The 13,330-nt window shown below is 66.4% G+C and carries 8 protein-coding genes; 3 read left to right on the top strand and 5 right to left on the bottom strand.

The features are described from left to right. Positions 1-231: 231 nt before the first annotated feature. Positions 232-1,155 carry a DUF4261 domain-containing protein gene (locus J8F10_RS20590; protein ID WP_210656924.1) on the bottom strand — a complete coding sequence of 308 codons (924 nt, stop codon included), beginning with the start codon at positions 1,153-1,155 and terminating at the stop codon, positions 232-234. A 147-nt stretch (positions 1,156-1,302) separates the two neighbouring features. On the opposite strand from J8F10_RS20590, the gene J8F10_RS20585 reads away from it, so the two are divergent. Together J8F10_RS20585 and J8F10_RS20580 are read left to right on the top strand one after the other, a co-directional pair. Further along, positions 1,303-2,709 (top strand): Gfo/Idh/MocA family protein, encoded by a 1,407-nt coding sequence (locus J8F10_RS20585; protein WP_246523458.1) that lies wholly within the window; start codon positions 1,303-1,305, stop codon positions 2,707-2,709. Between the two features lie 198 nt (positions 2,710-2,907). After that, positions 2,908-3,462, top strand: coding sequence for an REP-associated tyrosine transposase (locus J8F10_RS20580; RefSeq protein WP_210656920.1), 555 nt, complete (start codon positions 2,908-2,910; stop codon positions 3,460-3,462). 248 nt (positions 3,463-3,710) lie between these two features. On the opposite strand, the gene J8F10_RS20575 is transcribed toward J8F10_RS20580, so the two are convergent. Beyond that, the gene (locus J8F10_RS20575; RefSeq protein WP_210656918.1) at positions 3,711-5,939 is read right to left on the bottom strand and encodes a nicotinate-nucleotide--dimethylbenzimidazole phosphoribosyltransferase; all 2,229 of its coding nucleotides are present in this window, start codon (positions 5,937-5,939) and stop codon (positions 3,711-3,713) included. A 306-nt stretch (positions 5,940-6,245) separates the two neighbouring features. On the opposite strand from J8F10_RS20575, the gene J8F10_RS20570 reads away from it, so the two are divergent. Next, a complete protein-coding gene (locus J8F10_RS20570) occupies positions 6,246-7,481 on the top strand; it encodes a DNA polymerase Y family protein (protein WP_210656916.1) in 1,236 nt (411 codons plus the stop codon). Positions 7,482-7,527: 46 nt separating this feature from the next. Here the strand turns inward: J8F10_RS20570 and J8F10_RS20565 are convergent, their stop codons facing one another. The 3 genes from J8F10_RS20565 to J8F10_RS39100 form a co-directional block, all read right to left on the bottom strand. Then, positions 7,528-8,850, bottom strand: coding sequence for a GAF domain-containing hybrid sensor histidine kinase/response regulator (locus J8F10_RS20565; protein WP_210656914.1), 1,323 nt, complete (start codon positions 8,848-8,850; stop codon positions 7,528-7,530). 123 nt (positions 8,851-8,973) lie between these two features. Continuing rightward, on the bottom strand, positions 8,974-10,770 hold the full coding sequence (locus J8F10_RS20560; protein WP_210656912.1) for a hypothetical protein: 1,797 nt from the start codon (positions 10,768-10,770) through the stop codon (positions 8,974-8,976). Positions 10,771-10,967: 197 nt separating this feature from the next. Next, positions 10,968-13,154 carry an FG-GAP-like repeat-containing protein gene (locus tag J8F10_RS39100; RefSeq protein WP_246523457.1) on the bottom strand — a complete coding sequence of 729 codons (2,187 nt, stop codon included), beginning with the start codon at positions 13,152-13,154 and terminating at the stop codon, positions 10,968-10,970. Positions 13,155-13,330: the final 176 nt, after the last annotated feature.

Genomic DNA, 13,330 nt, shown 5'->3' with positions numbered 1-13,330 from the left:
GGGCGATTGTAGACAAAAGCCGGTCTCCCGCCTCCGGCCCGTGACTCGTGTGGGGCCGCAGACGGGAGTCGAGTGAGGTGCCATTCGGCGAAGCAGTCCACTTATTCAACGGGGATGTGCATTTGTTGCGCTGAAATCCGGGAATCTGGCGAACGGCTCGGCGTAAGCCGGCCGGTGCTTTGTAGACGCAACCGGCCGGCTTACGCCGAGCCGTTCGCCAGATTCCACACCCTACGAAACCGACACGTCACTCCCCGCGACGCGGTCGGCGACGAGCATCTCGCCCTCGCTGTCCAGGTACCACTCGTCTGGAACGCGGGCGCGCAGCCGCAAAAACATGTCGTCGCCCACCTGCATCGTGTGTCCCGGAGCGAACGACTTACCGGACGCGCGCAAGTACGCCAGCGCGTTGTTGAACAGGTCGAACGTGAACCGCGCCATCTCGTGACTGTCCGCGTGCAGCGCGAGGTCCGGTAGCCCGAACCGGTGGCCCCCGTAGGTGCGCATCCAGACGCCGGGTTGCCCCTCAACTTCGAGCTTCACGAACCCGCAGTAGATGAGCAACAGCGGCAACCCGCGCAGGGCCGCGAGCATGTCCCCGCCGTCCTCTTCGTGCGGCGTCAGCACCGGTGCGGGGATCGCGGTCCGGGCGGTTTCGTTCAGCGTGAACACCGAGCCGAACACCGTCAGAGAGCCCGCGACGGCCGCGAGCGCGACGTACTGCTCGAGCGGGTTCTGGTCGTACCCGTTGTAGTACAGCATCACGTGCGTCTGGTGCCGGTACGCGATCTCCTTGTACTGCGGGTCGAAGTGAGCGGGTTGTACGCACCCCTTCACCGTGTTGGCCGGCATCGGGTGCGCGAAACCGACCACTTTGATGACGTGTGCTCCCCACGCGACCAAGCCCATGAGTGCGGGTTCGAGGTCGTGCGGCTTCCCGGACGGGGGAACCTGGTAGATCTCGACTGTGGCGTCTTCCAGGTCCGGGTGGTACTCGCGGACGGTAACCGCCAGCTTGTCCGCGGGCAGGTCGAGCGGGATGTCGAAGAGGCACTGCAACCCAACGGGGTCGGTCAGGCGGGGGTTCGCGACCGGCGGGCCGCCGATCCGCGGTACCCCTTTTCCGAAGAACCGATCCAGCAAATCGTCAGCCATCGCGCGCGTCACTCCGGTTTCTGATTGCGTGGCCGCGGCCCCGCCGTAGTATCATACACGTCTCCCGCTTCCCACCCACGCACCCGCTCGTTTCGCGAAAGGAACGCCGTCATGTTGGACCGCGGAAATCTCTCCCGCCGGGGGTTCATGAACCGCTCGGTCGCTGCTCTCACACTCGCCGGGCTCCCGGCGTGGCACGCCCGCGACTGGTTCGGGGCCAGCGCCCGCGCTGCTGAAGACGTCAAGCCGACCGGCGCGAACGGCAAGCTGAACATCGGCGTCATCGGCGTCGGCCCCGAACCGCGGCGCTCGAACGCCCTGTACGGCGAGGCCAAGCGATTCAAGGACAAGGTGAACTTCACCGCCGTGTGCGACGTGGACGGCCGGCACCGCGACCACGCCGTCGCGCAGTACAAGAAGGACGGCTACGAAGTCAAAGCGCACAAGGACTTCCGCGAGCTGATCGCGAGCAAGGACGTGGACGCGGTCATCGTCGCCACTCCGGACCACTGGCACGCGATCATCGCCATCGCCGCGATGAAGGCCGGCAAGGACGTGTACTGCGAGAAGCCGCTCACGCTCACGATCGAAGAAGCCCTCGCCATGAAGAAGGCGACGGCCGAAACGAAGCGCGTGCTCCAGACCGGCAGCCAGCAGCGCAGCGAGATGGGCGGCAAGTTCCGGCTCGCGACCGAACTGGTCCGCGCCGGGCGCATCGGAAAGATCGAGACCATCGAGTGCCGCATCGGGGACAACCCGCAGAGCGGGGCGATCAAGGAAGTGGAGCCGCCGAAGGAACTCGACTGGGACATGTGGCTCGGGCCGACCGCGAAGGTTCCGTTCCGGATCGACGGCGGGAAGACGAACTGCCACTACGAGTTCCGCTGGTGGTACGAGTACAGCGGCGGGAAAATGACCGACTGGGGCGCGCACCACATCGACATCGCGCAGTGGATGCTCGGCACGGACGGCAGCGGACCGGTTTCGGTGGAAGTGGTCGAGGCCGCCAAGCCCTACGCCGGTGGCGACGGGTACAACTGCCACAAAACGTTCAAGGTTCTGCACACCTACGCGAACGGTGTGAAGGTGGAAGTGAGCCACGGCGCCGGTTCGACCGCCAACGGGTTGGTGGACGCCAAGGGCGGGAAGTGGAAGGACCGGGGCGGTAAGGAATACGACGGCGTGAACGGCGGCGAGAACGGCGTACTGGTGAAGGGTGACAAGGGTACGCTGTTCGTGAGCCGCGGCCTGTTGCTTGCCAGCGACAAAGCAGTTTTCGCTCCGCTCAACGAGGCCGACAAGCCGAAGCTCTACGGCTCGGTCCCGACGAACCACATGGGCAACTTCCTCGATTGCGTGAAGACCCGCGAGACCCCGATCTGCGGCGTGGAAGTCGGCGCCGGCTCGGTGATCGTCTGCCACTTGGGAACGGTCGCGCTGCGGCTCAACAAGAGCAAGCCGCTGATGTGGGACGCGAAGAAATACACCTTCAACGACGAAGACGCCAACAAGATGCTCGCCCGCGAGCGCCGCGGTGGGTGGAAGATCAGCTAACCACAGCCTTGCTGTTTGCTTGGTTTTTGTAGTGTTTTGTAGGGTGGGTCGAGCCGGCAGTGCGGCGAAGGCCCACCACAAACGGTGGCGCCCCGGCCACCAGTCACGGTTACCCGCGTTGTCGCTGCCCGTGGTGGGCCTTCGCCGCGCTGCCGGGCCGACCCACCCTACAAAACACCCTGCCGCGAGGCCCCATCCGTGCCGGACTACCGCCGCTGGTACGCGCCCGGCGGGACCTATTTCTTCACTTTGGTAACGCACCGGCGGCAACCACTTTTGACCACCGAATTCGCACGAGATTGCTTGCGCAAGGCGATGATCGACGAGTTCGCCATGCGGCCCGTTACGATCGTCGCAGTCGTACTACTCCCCGATCACTTACATACGATCTGGACGCTCCCCGTTGGAGATGCGGACTATTCGCTCCGCTGGCAGCGAATCAAAAAACGGTTCACGCGCTCGTACCTCGCGGGAGGCGGCACCGAAGCCCCGACCAGTTCTTCGCGGTCCGCTCGCCGCGGGCGCGGCGTCTGGCAGCGCCGGTTCTGGGAACACATGGTTCGCGACGAAGACGATCTCAAACGCTGCGCGGACTATATCCACTGGAACCCGGTCAAGCACGGGATCACGAAATCACCGGGAACGTACCCGTATTCGTCTTTTGCGCGCTGGGTCGAGACCGGCGATTACCCACCGGAATGGGACAGGAACGGTAGCGCGCTGGACGTACCCGGCGCCGAGTGGGAGGAGTAACCCGGACGCGGCTTCTGCGGTTTTTGTAGGGTGGGTCGAGCCGGCTCTGCGGCGAAGGCCCACCACGAGCAGCGACAACGCGGGTAACCGTGACGCGCGCTGCGATACAAGGACCAAAGCCCACTACGAGCGGCGGCAACCAGACGCGCTCTACGCCGACGGATTACGGTGACGCGCATTGTGGGTTCTGGTGGGCCTTCGCCGCAGAGCCGGCTCGACCCACCCTACAAAAAACTACAAAAACCGCTCTACAACGTGTCCGACGGCGGGAACATCGAGCGTAGCAATCGGGCGGAGAGGTCGAACTCGGGCGTGAAGCCGAGTTCGACCATTGCCACCGTGCTCACGCGAACGTTCATCGACTTCACCGCGCCGATCGGTTGGCCGTCAATGAACCCGCGGATCGGGCGCTTGCCGTTGTGATCCAGGCTCGTGAACCCCACCCACGACGTTTCGGGCAGCGCGACCGGTTTCCAGAACCGCGGGCGGAACACGTTCGACCCGGCCAACGTGAAGACCGGTGCAGTCAGTGGGACCGAGGTCGCGCCCATCGCCCGCGCGTAGGCACTCGATCCGGCGGGCGTCGCAACGAGCAACCCGTCGCCGACCACGCGCGGCACCTGCGTTTTGCCGTCCACATCGATCTTCAGCCACGCGGCCTGCCCGCTGTCGCGCTCCACCCAGGCGTCCGCGAACGCGAGCGACTGCACCCGCTTGCCGTCCGGCAGTTCGGCGTCCACCCGTATCATCGGCATCCGGTACAACACGATCTCCGTGCCCTCCAGATCCGGCGCCAGCGACTCGTTCATCAGGAAGCCGAGCGTGCCCGCGTTCAGGCCCAAAAACGGGAGCCGCAACCGCCAGTAGTCACGGATCGCCTGTAGCATCGTGCCGTCGCCGCCGAGCACGAGGACGTGTGTCGGGTCGCTCGATTCGAGCTTGCGGAACGGCTCCGCGGCCCGCAGCGCCTTCTCGCTCTTGTCGGCCGTGACGATTTTCAACCGCGGGGCACTGAGCCACACGCGGGTCTCGCGCGGGGCCGACATACCGGTAAACAAGCGGTAGCGCCGGATGTACTCCTCCACGTCGTCGGTCACGTCGGGCTTCGGCTTGCCCCCCTTAAACACGCGGAGCCGGATGTCCTCCGTGGGAACGTGCCCGTCGACCGCGACCAGCCGGCACACCGGCGGCAAATCGGCCGGATCGGGCGGCGCATCAGACGGGTGCAGCACCACGAACTTCCGACTGGTCCACGCATCCAGCCCCAGTTCCCATTTCGTGTGAATGGCGGATTCGCCGGCGCGCCCGCCGACAACGAACTCCGCCGGGATGACGTGCCACACCTCCCCGCGGTCCGCGAGCAGGTCGTCGAACGAGTAGTGCGGAGTGAACGTCGCGTCGTCGAGGTCGGATAGATCCACCGTCACGCCGGGGAGGTCGCGGAACGCGAGATCGACCAGCACCGCGCGGTGGACCGGCTTCGCGTGCTCGATCTCCGGCGTGTCGCACCGCGGACCGGCGGGGCGCACGACGACCTCGTCGAACCCGCGCCCGCGCAGGAGCATCGCGACCCGCCGGTGGTACGTCGTCGGCGGGTCGAAACTTCCCGTAAACACGGCCACTTTGCGCGCGGGTTTCGCGCGCGCGGCCTCACGCTCCGTCGCATCGCGCGGCGCCGTTCGCGCGCCCACGGCGGCTGCAGCGTCGAGCAGCGGGAGCGCGAGCAGCGCGCTAAAGCCCTCGGAGGAAGAACCTCCCCCGTTCCCCTTCCCCTCAATCACCTTCGCCGCGGTACCGGGATAGAGCCGCTCCGCAACGAACAGCCCCGCACGCGCGACATCGCCTTCGATCAACACCGTGAGGCCGAGTTCAACGGCCTTCGTAACGAAGCCCGCGGCCGCCCCGATGTCCGCCCCACCGACTGCGCCAAACACACACATGAGGTCGCTGGCGCGATCAATGTCCGCTGCCAACACGCGGGCCGCGATGGTCGCGCTTTCGGCACCGAGGGCATCGACCGCGACCAAGTTCATCCCGGCCGCGTGCGCGTGCTCCGCCTCCTTCTGACCGACCACGAACGCGGCGCGGAACTCGTCGGCCGTCAGTGCCGGTTGATTCGTGAAGTCGCGCGAGCCGGGCCGCACCTTGCGGCTGCGATAGTGCGCCGATTCCGGCAGCGCGTCCGATCGCGAACCGACGTCGACCAGCACCAAGTCCGTGTGCGCGGACTTCGCGAGGACCGCGACCGCGGCCCCACCAGCGAAGATGTGGTGGATCGCGGCCCCCACGCGGCTCTCGGCGTCCGGGCCGTGATCGGCCGCGAACAGCACGAGCCGGCGCGGTGTCGTGCTCGGCTTGAGGGTCTGCTGAACGACACACAACCGCTCGGCCCAGTGCTGAAGTTCGCCCAATCCACTGGGTGGCGTGGCGAGGGTGGCGAGGTGCGTGAGTATTTCGGCGTGCGTGAGGTGCGCCATGAAGCGGTACCGGGAGCCGGCGAACGGAACGTGTTGATTGTACGGGAGGCGGGGCGGGGTTGTTGCTCGCGCCGTTCGCAAGATTTCAACGAAACTGTTGGCCCGTCAAAGACTTGATGAACTTAAGATCAGAACTCCGGTCACGGGAACCGGGCTTTTCCACATCGACTGCGCCCATTCCTGCGATGTCGGGTAACGAAAATTTCGGCCCTTTTTACTACCAGTCGGTTGCGTTTTGCGAAATGTAGCGCACTTATATTCACTAAGTCCACAAATAGTGAACGGATGAATCAAAGAGGTCGCGCTGTGCCACTCCGACACCTGTTCATTGACATGAACTCGTTCTTCGCGTCCGTCGAACAGCAGGACGATCCGAACCTGCGATACCGCCCGGTCGCGGTCATTCCCACGAGGGCCGAAACCACCTCGTGCATTGCCGCGAGCTACGAGGCGAAAGCCTACGGTATCAGAACCGGTACGCCGGTGTGGGAGGCCCGCAAACTGTGCCCTCAAATCGCGTTCGTGACCGGAGACCACCGCCGCTATGTCACCATGCACAACCGCATCCTCGCGGCCGTGCGGAGCGTCATTCCGATCGAGAACGTTGTGTCGATTGACGAAATGTCGTGCCGGCTGACCGGAGCCGAGCGCGAGCCCCAAAAAGTCACGGCCATCGCGCAACAAATCAAGAGCGCCATCCGCGCCCTCGCGGGCGATTACATGGGGTGCTCGATCGGCGCCGGCCCGAGCGTGTTGCTGGCGAAGGTCGCGGCCGACATGCAGAAGCCGGACGGTCTGACCACCCTCACCGATGCGGATCTACCGCACAAGCTCCACAAGTTAAGGCTGAACGATTTCCCCGGCGTCGGCCCGCGCATGGAACGGCGGTTGAAGCTGTACGGCATTTTCACCACTTCACAGTTCTGCGCTGCGCCCGCTCGGACGCTCGCGGAAGTGTGGGGCAGTAAAGTTCACGGCGAACGGTGGTACCGGCTCCTGCACGGCGAAGAGGTCACCGACGCACCGACCCGGCGCCAGACCGTGAGTCACTCGCACGTTCTGCCACCGGAGCTGCGCACCGACGCGGGCGCTTACGGCGTGCTCATGCGCCTCGTTCACAAGGCCGCGGCGCGGTTACGGAAGATCGACTACTGGGCCGGTTCGCTATCGGTGGGCGTGCGCTTTCTGGGCGCCGGGCGGGACGATTCGGTCCGGTGGGACGAGAGCGTGCGCCTGCCGCGGTGCCGGGACACGCCCGCTTTCGTCGCGGCCGCGGCGAAGTTGTGGGAGCACCGCACCCGCGGGCACACGCCGTTCAAAGTGGGGACGGTGCTGAGCGAATTGGTACCGGCCCGGAGCGCGACGCCGTCCCTGTTCGATGAGGACCGCCAGGCGGAAGACCTGTCACACGCAATGGACAACGCGAACGCCGAGTTCGGTTCGAGCGTCGTCTACTTGGGCGCAATGTTCGGGATGCGGGACGCGGCGCCGTCGCGGGTCGCGTTCACGCAGATCCCGGACTTCGACCGCCGCGTGAACTGAACCGAGCACGAATGCAAAACAGCGGAAGTCGATTTTCGCGAAGGCGTCACGTAAGGTCGGGTTCTTCCGTCGCCGGCAGAATGGGGAACAGCGAGGTGCCGCCGGTGCTCGCCCCGACGCGCGGGAAGAACACGCGGAATGTGGTCCCCTTACCCGGCGCGCTCTCGACGCGAATCAACCCGCCCACGCGGTCCACCACTTGGCGCACGATCGCCAACCCTAGGCCTGTACCCTTCGACTTGGTGGTGAAGAACGGCTCGAACATCCGGCGCCGCGTCTCCTCGTCGATACCGGCCCCGGTATCGGACACCTCGAGCAGCACGAAGCGCCCCAGGTAACTGGGGTTTCCGGTCAGCTTCACGGGCACGAGGCGGATCTTGATCGGCCCGCCCTCGGGCATGGCTTCGCCCGCGTTGAGAACGAGGTTCAGCAGCAGGCGCGTGAACTGCTCCTTCTCGATGAACACCTGACCGACTTCGGTGGGCTGGGAGTACCGCAGTTCGTGCCGGGAACCGGCCGCCGCCTTGAGGATCGGTTGGAACTCGGCGATCACGGTCCCGAGATCGAGCACGGACGGCGGCGCGACCTTCGGGCGTGCGAACTCCATCAGCCCCTGAGCGAGCGCGGCTCCTTGCTCCGCCGCCGTTACGATGTCCCGCGCCTGCTTCCGCGCGTCCGCCGGAATGTCGGTGCGCCGACTCAGGAGCCCGCCGTACCCGAGGAACACGGACAACAGGTTGCGGAAGTCGTGGGCCACGCCCGCCGCGAGTTGCTCCAGAGCGGCAGCCTTGTCCTGGGCCGCCGCGCGCTCGTCTTGCGTCAGGAACGCCGCGCGCAGCTCGCGCACCTCGGCCGACTGAATGCGGAGTGCGAGCAGGTCACTGATCGAGCCGACGAAGTCGCGTGCCTCGGTCGTCCACTCGCGGGGCCGACCGACGTGTTCGTGGCACACGACCCCGCTCAGCTCGCCGCCCAGGAAGATCCCGGCGTCGAGGATCGAGCCGATCCCGAGCGGCTGAAGGTATTTAGCGGCGAGTTCGGCCGTCCACGATTCGTTCCCAATGACCTCGACGGGAACGGCCTTCCGAATCGAGAGGGAAGCGAAGTAGTTGGGGAAGTCCTCGACGCGCAGAATCGCCCCGGCCGAGTGCTCGCCCTTCGCCCGCTCGAACAGGTTCGCGCAGCGGAGCGCGGTGCGGTCGTCGATGAACAGCCACACCCCGACGCGCTCGACCGCGAGCGCCCCCGCGGACAGCTCACACGCACGCCGGAACACAGCATCGAGCGGTTCGCTCTGCGCGAGCCGGGCGAGTTCGAGACGCGCGATTTCCGTCGCACGACTCGGCTCGGGGATGAGCGGTGTCGTCATTGGAGACACAGTGCGTAATTGACGTACCAACTTGACTATTACTGTACTTCGACCGCCGCCGATCCGACAGCAATTTCCCGCCCACATTCGGGCACGAACGAACGCGCGCCCCTGTAATGGAATTTACCCCCACATCCCCACGGGAGCGGGCGTCGAGGAGAAGTCGAACGGCTGGTCCGTCAATTCTTCGTGGGCGCCGCGGTCGCGGAAGATGTGTAGCACACGGACCCGCGACAGGTCATCGAACTTCGGCTCCGGGTACAGATCCGAGCGGAACGGGTTGCCCGGTTCGTACTCGTGGATCATCGCCTTCACCTTCGGGATGCCGCGGAAGTGCATCTCCTCCGCGCGCCGCTTCCCGCCGTGAACGTCGTACAGTTCGGTCAGCACCCGGAGCGCGCGCTCGAGGTTGCGGAACGTTACACCGTCTTCCACGAAGATCATGTCCACCTGTGTGGCGCGCAGGACTGCGTGCGCGTGCTGGCGCGCGCGGGCGGTCAGGACGCGGTGGTACGCCGGGCCGACGAGCGGCGGGGCGTCCTCGCTGGCCGAGTCCGCGTCCTCGCGCCCGACGCCCTCCACGAACCACCAGTGCGGGGCGAGCCAGAACCCGCCGCCGGCCGGCCCCTTGAACGCGCTCGCCCTCTTGAACAGCTTCTGCAACCCGCGGAACAACTGGCGCCGAACCTTGATCTCGTCGCGCCGGTCCAGGCGCTCTTTCACGGCCCGCAGTTCGAGGTCCGCGAGACTCACCTTCAGCGGCCAGTGCGGGTTGAACTCCGCCGCTTCGGACGCATCCGCCTCGACGACCTCGATGCCGACTTGCCCGGGTTCGCGCGGCGCAGGGGCCGCACGAACGAACCAGCCCCACGCCCGCGCGATCTGAACGGCGCGCCGGACGGTGGTCGAATCCGCACCGGAGACGTGGAGCGTGGGCGGCGTGCGCCGGGCCGGGTCGCCGCTCCGCGCGCCGGAGAGCTTGGCCCCGAGCACGCACAGCACCCCCGGGAGGAGCCACGCGGTCACGGTGCCGAGCAGCGCCGTAAGGGGCATGGTGTCGTCACTGCGCGGCACGTCAAAGAGGCGCCCGCCGCACGCGGTCAACAGGATGTCGAACGCGAGCAGCGCAGTCAGCCCCACGATGACGGCGAGTGCGCGGCGCAGGGGAACCGCGAACACCGGTCTGTCGGTCGCGGCGCGCCACAAGAGAGCGGCCCCGTCGTTGCCGGGCGGCAAGTACGCGACCCACGCGACGACCGCCACGACCAGGCACGTTACCAGAACCGCGACCGGGGGCACGACCCACGCGACGGTCGCGACGAGCACCGCGTAGCCCACGATGGCGGCGAGCTCGGCCCCGCGCCGGTCGGTGTCGCCGACCACGTTCTTCAACCGCTTGTCGAGGACCGCGATCGGTACGAACACGCCCACGAACGTGACCGCGGCCAGCGCGCCCCAGAGCGCGAGCATGAACCCGAGGTAGAGCGTGTACGAGGAGTAGAAGCCGACGACGCGCCAGCCCGTGGGGAACGCGAGCCACGCGCCGGCCGCGACGAGCCCCCATACGAAGAGCAGCGCGATGATCGCGAACACAACGGGCGGGGTGCGCCGCGGGAGCGGGGGGACGCCGCGCAAGTCGATGCCGTGGTCGTAGCGGAGCCAAGCCGCGGACCCGGTCAGCTTACGCCCCACGCCCGCGAGCCTGATGACCCAGGGGAGCGGTTCGCGCCGGTGGCGCACCGCAACGAGCACCCCGGCGCCGACGAGCGCGAACGCGCCCAGCCCGTCGTGGAGGTCGGACGTGGCGTAGCGCCCGGCGACTTCGAGCCCGGCAACGAACACGACGACCGCGAGTGTGAACCAGCCCCCGGCCGGCAGCACCCGTCCGCTTCGTGGGAAAACTGAGGTGAGCAGCTTCATGAAGTTATTTCACCACGCCACGGGGCGAACGCCAACCGTTTCGCCCGATCCGCGCAACCGGCCGGAGAGGCGCTGACCATTCTAGCACTCCGACCGGAACAGATTATGGGTGCAAAACGGAAATGTCGGCGACGGGATTCAAGTCGCGATGCCGGAGTACTGGCGATGGAAACTGACGTGCGCCAGCCCCGTCTGAATCAGCGGGTGTCGGCGAAGAACGAATCGGCCAGTCCGAAGCCCGGCCCGTCGAACGCTTTCACGTGCGAGCGCCCCTGCATTTCAGCGATCGCAATCAGCTCCGCGTAGGGGTCGCCGTCGTACTGTGCCGCTTGCACGGTCACGCGGGCCGGGGAAGCCGCATCGAAGGCCATAAAATCGGCGCGCGCGGCCCTCGTTCGCGAATCGATGACCCGCACCCGTGGTCCTTGTGCGACCAGGAACTCGGCAACTCCGTCCCCGTCCAAGTCGCCGGCCGACACACTGAAGCCGGTGCCGTTACCGGGGCCGGTTGCGAGGAACGAGTCGCTTAGAGCCAAAGTGTCCGGCGCCAGCGCCTTGACGTGAACACCGGGGCCGCCATCGGCCGCGGTAATCAGTTCCGCGCGCCCGTCGCCGTTTGTGTCTGCTGCGGCGAGCGCGATGGGGCCGGAATACCCGGCGTAGGCCAGGAAACTGATCGCCAAGTTACCGGTGATCCCGTCGAACACCTTCACGTGGCCGTTGATGTTGGCCGCGACGAGCAGATCGGCCACCCCGTCGCCAGTAATATCGCCTGTGGCCAAATTGATGGCGCCAACGTACCCGGGAAAGGCGTAGAAGCTGCGCAGTTCGGCCAGCGAAACGCCATCGAAGACCTTCACGTGACCGCCGAATGTTGCTGCGGTCACGATGTCGGCGACGCCGTCACCATTCACGTCACCGGCCGCCGCAATGATTCCGCCCACAAAGCCCGGGTGCGGCGTCAGTACCGTGCGCGTGGATCCGCCGGGGTTCAGCACGCGGATCACTTGCGTGCCGACCGGGGCGTTCACCACGACCGGCGAAAGAACCGGAGCGCGCCCGGACGGAATTGGGCTGACCGGTGGTGCGTTCGGCGGCGGGGGCAGCGGGACGTTACCGAAAGCGAAATCATCGGCCGCGGTGTTGGCCGAGGTGCCGTAGCCGAAGAACACCGTCTGCCCGTTGTTGTCAACTTCGCTCTCACCGGACTGGATTCGCACATCGACGTACCCGGCGGCGTGAGCCGGCGCGACGGCAACGATTTGCGTGTCCGACACGACGGTGTACGAAGCAGCTTCCGCGGTCCCGAACAGAACGTGCAACCGGCCCGCGGCCCCCGAAAAATTCTTCCCCGTGATCGTGACGGACGTACCGCCGCCAATCGCCCCCGCACGGGTACTCAAGCCCGTCACGATCGGCGTCAGGTCCACCACCTCGAAATCCGAAGCTCGGATCGACTGCACTTGCAGCACCGAACTCATGTTCCACTGCGCGGACGGAGTGCCCTGAAAAAACATGTCCGAACCGTTGTCCGCGACGATGACGCCATACGTCTTCATCGCTTGAGCGATCGCCTTCGCCTCGGCCGACCACGAATTCGGAATGACGAAGCTCGCCTTCAGCCGGAACCGCTCGCCCATGCGCGGCAAATCGGTCGCGTGGTACCCGGTGGTGAGGTGCGAGGCCGGGAAGACGAACGAGTCCGTAACCTGCTGGACCGTCATGCGGATCGCGTGGTCGATCGCGCCGGCCCCGCCGGGCGCCGGGTTCACTTCATCAGGGCGAACGAGCCCGGGCAGGATCGGCAACCCGGCCGCGTCCGCGGACGTATCCCCGACCGTGCGGAAGTAGTTCGTGTTCAGATCCCAGTACGAAACCTGGTACGCGCCCCACTGCCCGGTCGGGTGCGCGCCGCCATACGGGTAGACGGTTTCCGCCGGGCGGACGGCCGAGACCAGTTCGTACAGCACGTTCGCGTCGCGGTCGTAAACGAGCAGGTGGGAGTCCCCGCGGCTCCCCGGCGCGGCCGGTCCCGTGGGGCCGTCGCCCTCAATGACCGCACCGGTCGGGATCGGCACTTGAACCGAATCGCTCTCGCTGGGGTAGCCGAAATTCGGGACCACGACCGTGACCTTCGGGGTCGAACTGGTCGCGACGTTGATCGGGATACCGTACAGCGCGCCGTCCGTCGTCGGGTTGCCGAAATCGGCGTGGATCGTCGGCGCGGTTCCACCGTGACGGTTGATGATGCGGCTGATGATCGCGTTCGAGTTGCTCGCCACGGGCGCGTTGGAAACCACCTGGTTCCACGGGTTATCGACCGGGAATAACTGGTTGGTGAGGAACGTCGGGACGTCGCGCGATTCGAGTTCCAGCAGAGACAACGAGGCGGACCCGCGCTTCGCCGCGCGCGAACGTTGATTGAACAAAGGGAAGACCCTTTTTGGGGAGCTGGCCGAACGAGTAACGGCTGATCGAACCGGGCTTCGTGCCCCGACGGGAGGGAACTGGGCAACTGTAGCGCACGCGCCGCGAACACGCAACGCGCGGCGCGGGATTC

The organism is Gemmata palustris (assembly GCF_017939745.1).
Lineage (GTDB): Bacteria > Planctomycetota > Planctomycetia > Gemmatales > Gemmataceae > Gemmata > Gemmata palustris.
Note: the sequence above shows the minus strand (reverse complement) of the source record. Positions and strands in the feature narration are given on the sequence as shown.

What these genes read in the sequence shown, in the direction of transcription:
- J8F10_RS20575 (WP_210656918.1), bottom strand. Translation starts at nt 5,939, where the DNA reads ATGGCGCACCTCACGCACGCCGAAATACTCACGCACCTCGCCACCCTC.
- J8F10_RS20585 (WP_246523458.1), top strand. Translation starts at nt 1,303, where the DNA reads ATGAACCGCTCGGTCGCTGCTCTCACACTCGCCGGGCTCCCGGCGTGG.
- J8F10_RS20560 (WP_210656912.1), bottom strand. Translation starts at nt 10,770, where the DNA reads ATGAAGCTGCTCACCTCAGTTTTCCCACGAAGCGGACGGGTGCTGCCG.
- J8F10_RS20590 (WP_210656924.1), bottom strand. Translation starts at nt 1,155, where the DNA reads ATGGCTGACGATTTGCTGGATCGGTTCTTCGGAAAAGGGGTACCGCGG.
- J8F10_RS20565 (WP_210656914.1), bottom strand. Translation starts at nt 8,850, where the DNA reads ATGACGACACCGCTCATCCCCGAGCCGAGTCGTGCGACGGAAATCGCG.